Here is a 15052-nt window from a genome sequence, read left to right as displayed (position 1 = left end):
TATGTAAAAGATTAAGAGTGCTTTATGAAATATTTAGTAACCGGTGCAGCCGGATTTATAGGTTTTCACCTAACCAAACGTTTATGCGCGCAAGGGCATGACGTTGTTGGTATTGATAATTTAAATGATTATTACGATGTTAACCTGAAGCTTGCCCGTTTAGCGGAATTAGATAAGTTTACCGTTAAAAATACCACAAATGATAATGGTGTTTTTCGATTTATAAAGTTAGACCTTACCGAACGTGAGGGGATAGCGTCATTATTTACCGATGAAAAGTTTGATCGTGTTGTTCACTTAGCGGCACAAGCGGGTGTTAGGTATTCAATCGAGAATCCTATGGCTTATGCTGACTCTAATTTAATTGGTCACTTAACCATTCTTGAGGGGTGTAGAAACAATAATATTAAACATTTGATCTATGCTTCTTCTAGTTCGGTTTATGGTTTGAATAATAAAACGCCATTTTCAACGAGCGACTCAGTTGACCACCCAGTATCGCTTTATGCAGCAACCAAAAAGTCTAATGAGTTGATGGCGCATAGTTATTCGCATCTGTATGACGTGCCAACTACAGGGTTAAGATTTTTCACCGTTTACGGATCATGGGGACGACCTGATATGGCGCCCTATATATTCACTAAGAAAATTTTAGATGGTGATACGATTGATATTAACAATAATGGTGATATGTGGCGTGACTTTACCCATGTAGACGATATTGTTGAAGGTATTGTTCGCATTGCTGATGTTGTTCCAGTGCGTGATCCTACTTGGAAAGTGGAAAGTGGTTCTGCTGCTTCTAGTTCTGCACCTTATGCTATTTATAACATAGGCCATGGTTCGCCAATTAATTTGATGGGTTTTGTTAAGGCCATTGAAGATGAACTGGGCATTGAAGCTACGAAAAACTTTCGTGAAATGCAAGCGGGTGATGTTTATCAAACCTATGCAGAAGTTGATGACTTATTTGACGCTGCAGGTTACAAATCACAAGTATCTGTCGCCAAAGGTGTTGCTGAATTTATTAGCTGGTATAGAAAGTTTTATAAAAAATAATTAATATCAGGCTAAAATCTTTTTACGATAAAATGACATCAATTGGTGTCATTTTTTATTTGTTAGAGGGGGAAATGATTATTTCACCGTGACAATTGCTAAAAGTCCCTTTAATATTAGTTATCGTAAAAATTTAGGGACGAAAATGACAAATAAAATAACAAAAGCGGTAATTCCAGTAGCGGGTCTTGGTACTCGTATGTTGCCAGCAACTAAAGCAATTCCCAAAGAAATGCTGCCAATTGTGGACAAGCCGATGATCCAATACATAGTTAATGAATGTGTTGCGGCAGGTATTAAAGAAATTGTGCTAGTTACCCATTCTTCAAAAAATGCCATTGAAAACCATTTTGATAAATCTTTTGAACTTGAAACGACTTTAGAAAATCGTGTAAAGCGTCAGTTGCTTGAAGAGATTCAAGCGATTTGCCCGAAAGACGTTACCATACTGCATGTTCGTCAAGGCGAAGCGAAAGGCTTGGGTCATGCTGTAATGAAGGCCCGTCCTATTATTGGTAACGAACCTTTTGTTGTGGTACTACCTGATGTTATTTTAGATGATGCTACGGCCGATTTGAAAACCGAAAATTTAGCGGCGATGTTAACGCGTTATGATGAAGTGGGTGGTTACAGCCAAATTATGGTTGAACCTGTGCCAATGGAGCAAGTAAGTAGTTATGGTGTGGTTGATTGTGGTGGTGTTGAGCTTGCCCCCGGTGAGTCAAAAACTATGACGGCTATTGTTGAAAAACCAGCGATGGAAGACGCGCCATCAAACTTAGCCGTTGTTGGTCGTTATGTCCTTTCTGAGAAAATTTGGGATTTATTAAAGTTAACCCCTCCAGGTGCTGGTGATGAAATTCAATTAACTGACGCTATTGCGATGTTAATGGAAAAAGAAACGGTTGAAGCTTTCCATATGACAGGCAAGTCACATGATTGTGGTTCTAAACTAGGCTATATGAAAGCGAATGTTGAATACGGTTTACGCCACCCAGAATTAGCTGATGATTTCAGAGCATATTTAACCGAATTGATGAAGTAACAACTATTTTTTGTACTTTTGAACTTTTGTGCTTCTGTCGTCATGCTGAATTTATTTCAGTATCTGGTTTTTGTTGTTGCAAGTACAGATCCTGAAACAAGTTCAGGATGATGGAGTAGTGTTCAGAATGAAGGCGTTGGTATCAGGATGATGATCCAACTGGATCACGGTATTGGTATCAGAGAGTCGGTGATTGTTTAGTCCTCTTGTCGTCATGCTGAATTCATTTCAGTATCTGGTCTTTGTTGTAAGTACAGATCCTGAAACAAGTCCAGGATGACGGTGTTGGTATCAGGATGATGGTTATCCCACAGGATGACGTTATTGGTATCAGAGAGTCTGTAGTCGTTTAGCACTTCTGTCGTCATGCTGAATTTATTTCAGTATCTGGTCTTTGTTGTTACAAGTACAGATCCTGAAACAAGTCCAGGATGACGGAGTAGTGTTCAAGATGACGGTTATCGCACCGGATGACTTTTATTTCTTAGGATGACGTTATTGGTATCAGAGAGTCGGTAATAATTTAGCACTTTTGTCGTCATGCTGAATTCATTTCAGTATCTGGTTTTTGTTGTTACAAGTACGGATCCTGAAACAAGTTCAGGATGACGGAGTAGTGTTCAGGATGACGGTGTTGTGTTCAGGATGACTGTTATCCCACCGGATGACGTTATTGGTATCAGGATAACGGTTATCTCACAGAATAATGGTATTGGTATCAGCATGACGAGCCTTCACCTATTTTAAATTTACTATAAGAAAAGTATAAATATGGATATATCTTCTTTATCAGCGCTTTCGAAAGCGGCTAAGTCTCGGGCAATTGTTTCATTGTTCTCTACTGACCAAAGCCGTGTTGAGCAATACTCAACTAGCAATGCCGGTCTATACCTCGACTTCTCTAAACAAAACATTAACTCGACAGAACTTAATCAGCTTTTTGAATTAGCAGAAAAGTCTAGTTTAGCTGAAAAAATCAACGCGCAGTTCTGTGGCGAGGTTATCAATAACACTGAAAAGCGTGCCGTGCTTCATACCGTTCTTCGTGCCCCGGACGAAAAAAAACAAGCAATATTAGGTGCACAAGCTGACGAAGTTATTGCCACTGAGCAGCACATGGCCGACATCGTTAATGATATTAGTTCGGGAACGTTACTTTCAGCTTCTGGTGAAAAGTTCACTGATATTATCGCTATTGGTATTGGTGGCTCTTATTACGGTATTAAAGTGGCGCTTTCTGCATTAAGTACTTGTCATACCACCGGCTTGAATGCCCATGTTATTGCCAATGTTGATGGCGCTGCAGTTGAAGATAAACTCGCTAAGCTGAATGTTGCTACCACCTTGGTTGTTGTTATTTCTAAAACCTTTACCACCCAAGAAACATTATTAAATGCGCTTGCGGTTAAAAACTGGATGCTTAAGCATTCTTCTGATGCTGACATTATTGAAAAGCAGTGGTTTGCGGTTAGTACTAATATTGCTAAAGCGACTGAGTTTGGTGTTTTAGAAAAAAACATTCTACCAATGTGGGATTGGGTGGGTGGCCGTTTTTCTCTTTGGTCTGCTGTTGGATTACCGCTTGCTTTAGTGATTGGCAATGAAAATTTTAATAAACTTAAGCAGGGCGCTTATCAAATGGACCAGCATTTTCAAAATGCTCCCTTTGAGCAGAATATGCCGGTGCTAATGGCACTGCTTGGTATTTGGAATCGTAATGCTTTGCAGTATTCAAGCCTTGCTATTTTACCGTACGACCATTCTTTGCGCGCTTTACCCGGTTATTTACAACAAACAGATATGGAAAGTAATGGTAAGTCAGTATCTAATACTGGCGAGAAGTTAGCATGGCAAACCGCCCCCACTGTTTTTGGTCAAGAGGGGACGAATGGTCAGCATGCTTTTATGCAATTAATGCATCAAAGTGATGATATTATTCCTACCGACTTTATTGTCTGTTTAAAAGGTGCGAGCAATCTACCTGAGCATCATCAAGTATTAGTGGCTAATTGTTTTGCGCAAAGTGAAGCGTTAATGCGCGGTAAAACCTTAGCAGAAGTTGAAGGTGAACTTGACGCTGCAGGCTTAACAGCTGAAGAAATTTCTACACTTGCGCCACATAAAACCATGAAAGGTAATACACCCAGTAACACCTTATTACTTGAAGAAATGACACCCGAAAATTTAGGGGCGTTGCTTGCACTTTATGAGCATAAAATTTTTGTGCAAGGTGTTATTTGGCAGTTAAATTCTTTTGACCAATGGGGTGTTGAATTAGGTAAACAATTAGGCAACAGTATTTTATCAGCAATCAATGGTGGCGAAATGTCAATGCTGTCAGCTTCAAGCCAAAATCTAATCAAACGTTTTAATAGTTCTACTAATAAATAGCATTGAAATATGAACAATAACTAGTCATAAAAGTGGCTAGTTATTGACTTTTTCACGGCAAATCTATAGTATTCCCGCGCTTTTACCTTGATATACCCTCAAATAAGTCAATTAACGCTTCTTGTTAAGTTTTCCTATTATTAGGACGTCGTCAGGTTACACCCCACTATCCATAAAATGAGAGTGCAATGTTCGAATTACATGCCAGTAAAGTTTCTAACCTGAAGAACGATGTTCTTTCAGGACTTACCGTCGCCTTAGCGCTAGTGCCCGAAGCTGTTGCTTTTGCATTTGTTGCTGGTGTCGACCCTCTTGTTGGTTTATATGCTGCTTTTATGGTGGGTTTAATTACCTCTGTTTTCGGTGGACGCCCTGGCATGATTTCTGGTGCAACCGGCGCTATGGCTGTTGTCATGGTGAGTCTAGTGGCTATTCATGGTGTTGAGTATTTATTCGCTACGGTGGTATTAACAGGCTTACTGCAAATTCTTGCTGGTATATTTAAACTGGGTAAGTTTATCCGCTTAGTACCCCATCCCGTTATGCTTGGCTTTGTTAATGGTTTAGCTATCGTTATATTTTTAGCTCAGCTTGGTCAATTCAAATTTACTAATGACGCGGGTGAATTAGAATGGATGCAAGGAGCACCTCTTTATACCATGGCAGGCTTAATTCTTTTAACCATGGCAATTATTCATTTTTTCCCTAAGTTAACTAAAGCGGTACCTTCAACATTGGTCGCGATAGTTGCTGTGTCATTCTTAGTTTTTGGCCTTAATCTCGATACTAAGTTAGTGGGTGATGTTGCCTCTATAGCCGGCGGATTACCAACATTTAGCATACCTAGCGTACCATTTGATTTAGAAATGTTAAAAATCATCTTTCCATTCGCTATCGTATTAGCAGCGATTGGTTTAATTGAATCATTATTAACGTTAACCCTTATTGATGAGTTAACCGGTACTCGTGGTCGTGGTAACCAAGAATGTATTGCACAGGGTGCAGCAAATACTGTTACGGGTTTCTTTGGCGGTATGGGTGGTTGTGCAATGATTGGTCAATCAATGATCAACGTGAACTCAGGTGGTCGAGGTCGAGCCTCAGGCATTACTGCGGCACTAGCATTACTTGGCTTTATTTTATTTGCCTCAGGTTTAATTGAACAAATCCCTCTAGCGGCCTTAGTTGGCGTTATGTTTATTGTTGTTATTGGTACCTTTGAATGGTCGAGTTTCCGCATTTTAGGCAAAGTGCCGAAGGCTGATGCCTTTGTGATAATTCTTGTCTCAGGTGTTACTGTTTATTCAGATCTTGCTATTGCTGTTGTTGTTGGTGTTATTGTCTCAGCGTTAGTTTTTGCTTGGGAACACGCAAAACACGTTACTGTGCATCGTTCAACTAACGAGCATGGCTCAACCGTTTATGATGTTAAAGGACCATTGTTTTTTGGTTCGGTTTCAAACTTTTTAGAGCAGTTTGATATGGATGAAGCAAGTAGCGACATTATCGTAGAATTTAAAAATTCACGCGTTGTTGACCATTCTGCTATTGAAGCGATTGATACCTTAGCTGACCGTTATTTGTCGCGCGGCAAAACCATGCACTTAAGACATTTAAGCAGTGAATGTACAAAGTTATTAACCAAAGCGGGTAGTCTAGTTGAAATCAACGTGATTGAAGACCCTGACTATCATATTGCTACTGATAAATTAGACTAATATGATACAAGCCTATACATTATGTATAGGCTTTTTAAGTTTGGCCGAAGGTTTTTATGCAATTAGAGTTTTTTGATGTTCCCAGCCCTTGTATGGGTGTGTGTCAGTCTGATGAAAAAGGCAATTGTCTTGGCTGCTACCGTACGCGTGAAGAACGCCAAACGTGGATAAACTTAACCTCTGATAACAAACAAAAAGTAGTTAAACGCTGCTTGCAACGCAAAAAACGTAAAAATGCCAAACCGAAAGTTAAAGTTATTCCAACCCAGATAGAAACGCAACAACCTTCGTTACTTGATCCCCAATCAAAAGCAAAGCCAGATCCCTCAACAGATCTTGATTTTGGTGATTTTGAACTCTAAGACAATCATTCTCAACAGACTCTTGAGTCCTGAAAATACTCTGTCATCCTGAACGAATATGTCACTTTTCACGAATATTCAGCCCTGAACGAATACCGTCACTTTTCACGAATAATTCAGCCATGAACGAATACCGTCATCCTGAACTCGTTTCAGGATCTGTACTTGTTCTGCAAAGACCAGATACTGAAATAAATTCAGCATGACGACAAGGGAATGAGACAATGCGAATAATAAACAAACCACTCTCCGTCATCCTGAACTCGTTTCAGGATCTGTACTTGTTCTGCAAAGACCAGATACTGAAATAAATTCAGCATGACGGCATGGGAGTGGGTAGATGCTAGATACTGAAATAAATTCAGTATGACGGCATGGGAGTGAGCAAAATCCAAAAGGCAAATTATCTATGTGCTCTTAGTATCTGAAATACTCTTATTTATTTGCTTCATTCTCCATTCACCGTGAATGTATAACCATTGGACGTAATTGGCTCAGGTTCACTTGCCGTATTGTTCAAATCATTTTATTGTTGACTATTAAACCCCAAAATAATAATCCGCACAGGAAGCATTAAATGCATATCAAGCAAAGCATCGCGCCTACGTTGTTGGCCCTTAGCGTATCACTCGCGTTATCTGGCTGTTTAGAGTCTGAGCAGCAAGACCCAAAAGTGTCTATTAATAAAAACCCTTATCCGAGTACTTATCAACCTCTACCTAAGCAAACGACATTAATCAAAAATACTACGGTATTAATTGGTAATGGTGAGCGTTTTGATAATGCTGATGTGTTGATGACTGATGGAAAAATATCTCAAGTGGGCAAAAACTTGTCCGCTGCGGGTGCTGTCGAAATTGATGGAACAGATAAATGGGTTACGCCTGGTGTTATCGATGTGCATTCGCATCTAGGGGTTTATCCAAGCCCTTCGGCTGAGTCACACTCAGACGGAAATGAAATGAGTTCGCCCAATACCTCTGAAGTTTGGTCTGAACATAGTATTTGGCCACAAGACCCTGGTTTTAATGCTGCCCGTGCTGGCGGTGTTACTACAATGCAAATCTTACCTGGCTCTGCTAATTTATTTGGTGGCCGTGGTGTAACGCTTCGTAATGTATCAAGCCACACGATGCAAGGCATGAAGTTTCCAGAAGCACCTTATGGTTTAAAAATGGCTTGTGGTGAAAACCCTAAGCGTGTTTACGGTAGCCGTAAAATATTACCCTCAACTCGTATGGGCAACATGGCAGGTTACCGCATGGCTTGGGCAGAAGCGACTGAGTATAAACATGCCTGGGAAAAATACGACCGTGACTACGAAGCGGGGAAAAATCCTTTAGCGCCAGCACGAGATTTAGAGCTTGATACCCTACGTGGTGTACTCGACGGTGAAATTTTAATTCACAATCATTGTTACAAAGCTGAAGAAATGGCGATGATGATTGATCTGGGTAAAGAGTTTAATTACCAGTCAGGGACTTTTCATCATGCGATTGAAGGTTACAAAATTGCTGACTTATTAGCTGAAAATGGAAACTGTGCAGCCATGTGGCCTGATTGGTGGGGTTTCAAAATGGAAGCTTACGACATGATCCACGAAAACGTTGCGGTTGTTAACGCGGTGAAAAACTCTTGTGCGATTGTTCACTCAGACTCAAACAGTACTATTCAACGTTTAAACCAAGAAGCAGGTAAAGTCATGTACCGTGCTAACGAGAATGGTTTTGCCTTAAAACCAGCAGAAGCTATTCGTTGGATCACTTTAAATGCAGCTAAATCTTTAGGTATTGATGATAAAACCGGTAGTTTAGAAGCGGGTAAAAATGCGGATGTGGTGCTTTGGAATCAAAGTCCTTTCAGCGTTTATGCACAAGCTGAACAAGTATTTGTTGATGGTGCAAAAGTGTATGACCGCTTTGATGATAAATACCGAGCAACAAGTGACTTTATGTTAGGGCAAGCTGAAGTTCCTGCTTTATCTAAAAAGGGAGGGCAGTAATCATGAAAAAAATTAAGTTATTTAAAGCTTCGTTAGTTGCACTTGCTTTAGCGGCAATAAGCCATGCTAACGCAGAAAGTTTAGCAATAACCAATGCCACTATTCATACGGTTACTGAACAGGGTGTTTTAACAAATGCCACGGTTGTTATTGATGACGGAAAAATTATTGCGATTAACCCTGAAAAGATTGTTGCTGATGTAACCTTCGATGCGATGGGGAAAATACTGACACCGGGTTTAATTGGTTCAATGAATTCATTAGGTTTGGTTGAGGTGAATGCAGTATCAAGAACCCGTGATGCTAGTGATAAAAAAGCAGACATCACTTTTGATGCATCAATGGCTTTTAACCCACGCTCAACGGTTGTGCCTTATACACGCAAAGGTGGTATCACCAGTAACGTTTCAGTGCCTAGCGGTGGTGATAGTATGTTCAAAGGGCAAACCTTTGTAACAGACCTCTCAGGCGAGTTTGACAGTGTTTACATTAAAGAAAATGCCGTCATCATAGATCTTGGTGCTAAAAGCAGCGGTTCACGCGCTCTAAACCTACAAAAACTGCGTTACACGCTTGAAGACGCCCAAAAGGCTTTAACCAAGGCTGCTGAAGACGCTAAAACAGCGAAAAAAGATAAAAAGGCTGACGAGAAGCAAAAAGAACTAAAAGAATTAAAGCGTGATGAAAAAATTATCAACGCCTTGTTAGCCGGTGATAAACCGCTTGTAGCTTATGCTGACCGCGCCACAGACTTACTCGAATTACTGAAATTAAAAGCTGAGTTTAATCTTGATTTAGTGATTGCTGGCGGTGCTGATGCGATATTAATTACCGAGCAATTAGCTGCAGCGAAAGTCCCTGTTATATTTGGCGCTTTAGATAACTTACCAAGTAGTTTTGATTCGCTACATTCATCTTTAGACAATACGGCAAAATTAACCCAAGCAGGTATCAATGTTGCTTTAGCCATAAGCGATGCACATAACTTGTATCAGCTGCGTTTTGAAGCGGGTAATGCAATTGCTAATGGTTTAACTAAAGACCAAGCACTTGCCGCTGTTACTGCCAATGTTGCCGATGCTTTTAACATTAATGCGGGTCGTATTGCCGTTGGTAAAAAAGCCGATTTAGTTTTATGGAGTGCTGATCCTTTCGAGCTTAGTACGAAAGTAGATAAAATGTGGATTAACGGCAAAGAGACCTCAACGCAGAGTCGTCAAGACAAACTGCGTAAACGCTATACCACTGAGAGTGATATGCCAAGAGGTTACACGAAGTAACCCTTATTGGCAGTTTGCTATTAGATAGCGAAAGGCATTAAACGATAATTCGTTTAATGCCTTTTTTTTGCGCTTTGTTGTTTAGCACTTTTGCCGTGATGCTGAATTTATTTCTCTAGTCGTCATGCTGAATTTATTTTTCTTGTCGTCATACAGAATTTATTTATCTAGTCGTCATACTGAATTTATTTCAGTATCTGGTCTTTGTTGTTACAAGTACAGATCCTGAAACAAGTTCAGGATGACGGAGAGTGTTATCAGGGTGACGGTGTAGGTATCAAGGAGTCGGTAATCGTATAGCCTTTTTGTCGTCATGCTGAATTTATTTCAGTATCTGGTCTTTGTAGATCAAGTACGGATCCTGAAACGAGTTCAGGATGACGGTGTGGTATCAGGATGACGGTGTTGGTATTAGGATGACGAAGTAGTGTTCAGGATGACGAAGTAGTATTCAAGATGACGCTTATTTATATTATCGTTATAATGATTTATTTATTACTTTCTAAATACCGCTTGAGGTTGTATGTCATCAATTATTGCTGAAAATGAATTTGGTCAAATTAAGCAAGTTTCGCTTACCGATCAGATAAATGCACTAGAAATTATCCATAATACTTGTACAGCAAAAATAAGTTTATATGGTGGTCATGTTCTCGCTTGGCAACCCGCTAACCAAAAACCAGTGTTTTGGCTAAGTGATGACGTTATTTTTGAACAGGGAACGCCTATTAGAGGTGGGATCCCTTTATGTTGGCCATGGTTTGGTCCATATCAAGCACCTAGCGGTGAAAAAGCCGGTAATCATGGTTTTGCTCGTCAACGAAATTGGCAACTTGATGACGTGATCGTTGCTAAAGACAGGGTTACGGTAACTTTATCTTTGTCTGGAGAAAATGAGCACCCATTATGGCCTCATCAATACCAATTGAAGCAGCAGTTGATTTTTTCTGATCAATTTGAACAAAAATTATTTATAAGTAATTTATCATCCAAGGCGTTTGAATATTCAGCGGCATTACACAGTTACTTTGCCGTTAGTGCACCAGAAAATATTACGGTAGCGCCCTTAGCTGAGTTTCCCTTTGATGACAAGGTTACGGGTAAAGAACAGCAGCTTGCTGCTTTAGAAAATTGTCTGGGTGAAGTCGATCGTATTTATTACACTAACCAACAATGCTTAATCGAAGATAAACAACGGCAAAGAACGCTTACAGTATCGTCAACAAATTGTCAGCAGTGGGTTTTATGGAACCCCGGCGTTGAGGTTGCTCAGCGAATGAAAGATCTTCATGTTGGCGCTGAAAAAGAATTTGTTTGTTTAGAGGCAGCTAATACTGACAGGCAAGTTGTCCAAGCGAATGAGACCGTGATGATCGGGCAGAAAGTCACGCTAACATAAACACATCAAAAACAGCACTCAATTTAAGCCACTAGACTTTGTCGCTATTATCCTTTATCTTTTGATGATTAATTAACAGGTAATACCAGTTGGTATTACCTTTTATAATTTTGGTGGCTGTGTGAATACAAGTCGTAGAGAATTCTTTAAAGTTAGTCTGCTTGGCAGTGCCATCTTGTTGGTTGGCAGTAGCTTGTCTGCTATAGCACTGGCCAATCCAGCTACAAAAAATATACAAAAGTTTGATTTTCTTCAAGCATCTGATGCTGATTTTTTATTAGCGCTTGCCCCTGTTATGTTAAAGAGTAACTATCCTGGTGTATTAGCTGAAGACGCTGGAGTGCGATTATTAATGGCTGTTGACCAACAAATAATTACTTTAGGTGAACACTCCCAAAAGCAATTACGGCAGCTGTTTGATTTAATGTCATCGACGACATTTCGTTATCTTGTTGGTGCACCGACCAGTGATTGGAACGCAACCCCAGCGAAAGAAATTGAAAGCTTTCTACAAGGTTGGAAAAATAGCCTATTTTCATTAAAACGTACTGGCTACGCTTCTTTAGGTAAGCTGATTATTATGAGTTGGTATGCTCAGTCAGAAAATTATTTACAAGCGGGATACCCAGGCCCTCCTAAAATATATCCATCGCAGGAATAAAACGTGAAAATAGTCTCTGAAATTCGTGGTATTAGCGATCCTTACTCAGCAAATAAAGCGATCACCAAGCAAACGGTAAATGCTAATCAGCTAGATACCAATATTATTAGCGCCGATGTCATTATTATTGGCACTGGGGCTGGTGGTGGCACAAGTGCTGAAATATTGGCACAGGCAGGGCTAAAGGTGTTGATGATAGAAGAAGGGCCATTAAAGTCGACCCGTGACTTTAAAATGGATGAACGAACTGCCTATGCCGATTTGTATCAAGAAAATGCTGGGCGAGCCACAAAAGATGGTGGCATTGGTATCTTGCAAGGGCGCTGTGTTGGGGGAACTACCGTAATCAACTGGACCTCAAGCTTCAGAACACCGTCACCAACCCTAGATTATTGGCAAAAAACATTTCAGGTAAAAGGCTGTAGCAGCAGCGATATGGTTCCTTGGTTTGAACAAATGGAAAAACGCTTAAATGTCACGCCATGGCAAGGTGGAGCGAATGAAAATAATGCGGTGCTAAAAGAAGGTTGTGAGCAACTCAATATTCCATGGAAAGTTATTCCGCGCAATGTCAAAGGCTGCTGGAACCTAGGTTACTGCGGTATGGGGTGTCCGACCAACGCAAAACAATCGATGCTAGTTACCACTATCCCAGATGCGCTTGAACATGGTGCCACATTACTTTATCAAGCTCGTGTCGAACGGTTAATTATTGAGAATAAAAAAATAACAGCCGTAGAATGTTTTGCGCTCGATGATAATAAGAAAAAGACAGCGAAGAAGATCATCGCCAAAGCACCTTATATTATTTTAGCAGCTGGTGCGATTAACGGCCCAGCACTGATGTTACGCTCTAATGCGCCAGATCCGAATAATCGTATTGGTAAAAGAACCTTTTTGCATCCAACTGTTTTCTCCTTTGCTCAATTTGATAAAGAAATATCGCCTTTTTATGGTGCGCCACAAACTATTTATAGTGATCATTATCAATGGCAAAATGGTGCTACCGGGCCGTTAAGTTATAAGTTAGAGGTACCGCCATTACACCCGGCTATGTCTTCAATTATGTTAATGGGCCACGGCACTAAACATGTTGAGGATATGGCAAAGCTGAATAATACCCATGCAATGTTAGCCTTGTTACGTGATGGCTTTGACGCTGATAGTGAAGGTGCTGAAATAACGCTTTCTGATGACGGTAGCCCGATTGTTGATTATCCGATGAATGATTATTTATTTGATGGGGTTAAACGCGCTTATTTATCTATGGCTGAAGTACAGTTTGCTGCTGGTGCTAAAAGAGTTCGCCCCGCACATCAACACGGACAATGGTTTGAAAGCTTTGAGTCTTTTAAAGCCGGTTTTAATGAACTTGAGCATAAAGTCAGTAACAACTTAATTGGTAGCGCTCACGTTATGGGAGGCTTAGCGATGGGTGAAAACAAAGCACTATGCTTAGTTGATAGTGATTGTAAGTACCATTATTTAGATAATTTATGGGTATTTGATGGTTCTGTTTTTCCTACATCTATTGGTACTAACCCGCAACTTTCTATTTATAGTTTAGTTTGTAAACAAGCGACCAAACTTGCTAAAAAATTGAATGAATTATAAAGGTTTTATTTTTGGCGTTAGACAAGAAAACAACTAAACTTACGATGAAAAATAGACCGAATTATAATTATTAGCACAATTTTAATCATGCTGAATTGATTTCTCTTGTCGTCATGCTGAATTCATTTCAGTATCTGCTTTTTGTTCTAAGTACAGATCCTGAAACAAGTTCAGGATGACGGAGATGTGTTTAGGATAACGGTGTTGTGTTCAAGATGATGGTGTTGTGTTCAGGACTACGGTGGTTGTTAAGGATAACAGTGCTCGATTTTCACTCTTGTCGTCATGCTGAATTCATTTCAGTATCTGTGTTTTTGGTTCTAAGTACAGATCCTGAAACAAGTTCAGGATGACGGTGTCGTGTTCAATATGATGGTGTTGTGTTCAGGGTAACGGTAGTTATTAAGTAAGGATAACGGTGCTCGCTTTACGCTCTTGTCGTCATGCTGAATTCATTTCAGTATCTGTTTTTTGGTTCTAAGTACAGATCCTGAAACAAGTTCAGGATGACGGTGTCGTGTTCAATATGACGGTGTCGTGTTCAGAATGACGGAGATTATTCAGGATGACAGTGCTCACTTTTCACTTTTGTCGTCATGCTGAATTTATTTCAGTATCTGTTTTTTGGTTCTAAGTACAGATCCTGAAACAAGTTCACGATGACGGCGATGTGTTCAGGATGACGGCGATGTGCTCAAGATGACGGCTTTGTGTTTAGGATAACAGTGCTCGCTTCACGCTCTTGTCGTCATGCTGAATTCATTTCAGTATCTGTGTTTTTGGTTCTAAGTACAGATCCTGAAACAAGTTCAGGATGACGGATATGTGTTCAGGATTATGGGTAGCATTCAGGGTTTTTGGCTGGGGTATCTTATGTTTACTTTGTTCAAAATAGCTATCCAATATACATGCTAAAGCAGTTGATTATTTGTTAATTAAACCCCCTTTATATATTTATGCACATATTTAGAATAAACGAAAGCTATGTGTATATTGTATATTATACTGGTTTTTATCTCGCTAGCTCAGCAATACAAGAATACTATATTGTATACAATATGGTGAATATACAGTTTTTTCTTAATAAAACGCTAAAAATACTGAATATTTACTCTAATCTAGATTGACACGAAATTATTTTTATGAAACTGCAATAATTAGTTTGCTTTTTAGGCATTGGAGTGATTATTCTAATAAAACTTTTTGTTTGAATGAGACTTTTCATGGAACACCTAAACCAATTATTTGTAGAAGCGGGCACGTTAATGTTTGCTGGCATGGTCTTCGTTTTTATCTTTTTGGGATTAATGATTGTTTTTATTAATGTCGTTTTAAAACGCCTCGCCATCAAATTTCCAGATGCCGTTGTCCAAACAAGATCTACCCGCTCAAATCAAAAAACAAAACAAAATGTTGATGGTGTTTCACCTAAAGTGGTGGCAGCAATTACTTCTGCTGTATCGCAATACCGAAAACAACATAATCAACCCTTAAGCAACCATAAAACTAAATAGGAATAAA

11 protein-coding genes are annotated in these 15052 nt (G+C 39.7%); all 11 read left to right on the top strand.

All coding sequences use genetic code 11. The features are described 5' to 3' along the window. Positions 1-24 precede the first annotated feature (24 nt). The 11 genes from H4J57_RS00335 (at position 25) to H4J57_RS00285 (ending at position 15045) form a co-directional block, all read left to right on the top strand. On the top strand, positions 25-1059 hold the full coding sequence (locus tag H4J57_RS00335; RefSeq protein ID WP_182241614.1) for an NAD-dependent epimerase/dehydratase family protein: 1035 nt from the start codon (positions 25-27) through the stop codon (positions 1057-1059). A gap of 145 nt (positions 1060-1204) precedes the next feature. Beyond that, on the top strand, positions 1205-2104 hold the full coding sequence (galU, locus tag H4J57_RS00330) for a UTP--glucose-1-phosphate uridylyltransferase GalU (protein WP_182241613.1): 900 nt from the start codon (positions 1205-1207) through the stop codon (positions 2102-2104). Between the two features lie 771 nt (positions 2105-2875). Then, the gene (pgi, locus tag H4J57_RS00325; protein WP_182241612.1) at positions 2876-4495 is read left to right on the top strand and encodes a glucose-6-phosphate isomerase; all 1620 of its coding nucleotides are present in this window, start codon (positions 2876-2878) and stop codon (positions 4493-4495) included. Between the two features lie 188 nt (positions 4496-4683). Beyond that, positions 4684-6213 (top strand): SulP family inorganic anion transporter, encoded by a 1530-nt coding sequence (locus tag H4J57_RS00320; protein ID WP_182176065.1) that lies wholly within the window; start codon positions 4684-4686, stop codon positions 6211-6213. Positions 6214-6269: 56 nt separating this feature from the next. Next, on the top strand, positions 6270-6575 hold the full coding sequence (locus H4J57_RS00315) for a DUF1289 domain-containing protein (protein ID WP_182217334.1): 306 nt from the start codon (positions 6270-6272) through the stop codon (positions 6573-6575). Positions 6576-7152: 577 nt separating this feature from the next. Continuing rightward, a complete protein-coding gene (locus H4J57_RS00310) occupies positions 7153-8577 on the top strand; it encodes an amidohydrolase (RefSeq protein WP_182241611.1) in 1425 nt (474 codons plus the stop codon). 11 nt (positions 8578-8588) lie between these two features. Continuing rightward, positions 8589-9857: an amidohydrolase family protein gene (locus tag H4J57_RS00305; protein WP_182241802.1), complete on the top strand. Its 1269-nt coding sequence runs from the start codon at positions 8589-8591 to the stop codon at positions 9855-9857. A gap of 523 nt (positions 9858-10380) precedes the next feature. Next, positions 10381-11256 (top strand): D-hexose-6-phosphate mutarotase, encoded by an 876-nt coding sequence (locus tag H4J57_RS00300; RefSeq protein ID WP_182241610.1) that lies wholly within the window; start codon positions 10381-10383, stop codon positions 11254-11256. 121 nt (positions 11257-11377) lie between these two features. Then, on the top strand, positions 11378-11917 hold the full coding sequence (locus H4J57_RS00295; protein ID WP_182241609.1) for a hypothetical protein: 540 nt from the start codon (positions 11378-11380) through the stop codon (positions 11915-11917). Positions 11918-11920: 3 nt separating this feature from the next. Next, positions 11921-13531 (top strand): GMC family oxidoreductase, encoded by a 1611-nt coding sequence (locus tag H4J57_RS00290; protein ID WP_310733687.1) that lies wholly within the window; start codon positions 11921-11923, stop codon positions 13529-13531. A 1223-nt stretch (positions 13532-14754) separates the two neighbouring features. Beyond that, positions 14755-15045 carry an OadG family protein gene (locus H4J57_RS00285; protein WP_182241608.1) on the top strand — a complete coding sequence of 97 codons (291 nt, stop codon included), beginning with the start codon at positions 14755-14757 and terminating at the stop codon, positions 15043-15045. Positions 15046-15052 lie beyond the last annotated feature (7 nt).

Source organism: Colwellia sp. BRX8-7 (assembly GCF_014077275.1).
Taxonomy (GTDB): domain Bacteria; phylum Pseudomonadota; class Gammaproteobacteria; order Enterobacterales; family Alteromonadaceae; genus Colwellia_A.
This window is presented reverse-complemented; position numbering and strand designations above follow the sequence as displayed.

Bases quoted from the DNA above. Each gene is read 5' to 3' on its own strand.
- H4J57_RS00335 (WP_182241614.1), top strand. From the start codon at position 25: ATGAAATATTTAGTAACCGGTGCAGCCGGATTTATAGGTTTTCACCTA.
- galU (WP_182241613.1), top strand. From the start codon at position 1,205: ATGACAAATAAAATAACAAAAGCGGTAATTCCAGTAGCGGGTCTTGGT.
- pgi (WP_182241612.1), top strand. From the start codon at position 2,876: ATGGATATATCTTCTTTATCAGCGCTTTCGAAAGCGGCTAAGTCTCGG.
- H4J57_RS00320 (WP_182176065.1), top strand. From the start codon at position 4,684: ATGTTCGAATTACATGCCAGTAAAGTTTCTAACCTGAAGAACGATGTT.
- H4J57_RS00315 (WP_182217334.1), top strand. From the start codon at position 6,270: ATGCAATTAGAGTTTTTTGATGTTCCCAGCCCTTGTATGGGTGTGTGT.
- H4J57_RS00310 (WP_182241611.1), top strand. From the start codon at position 7,153: ATGCATATCAAGCAAAGCATCGCGCCTACGTTGTTGGCCCTTAGCGTA.
- H4J57_RS00300 (WP_182241610.1), top strand. From the start codon at position 10,381: ATGTCATCAATTATTGCTGAAAATGAATTTGGTCAAATTAAGCAAGTT.
- H4J57_RS00285 (WP_182241608.1), top strand. From the start codon at position 14,755: ATGGAACACCTAAACCAATTATTTGTAGAAGCGGGCACGTTAATGTTT.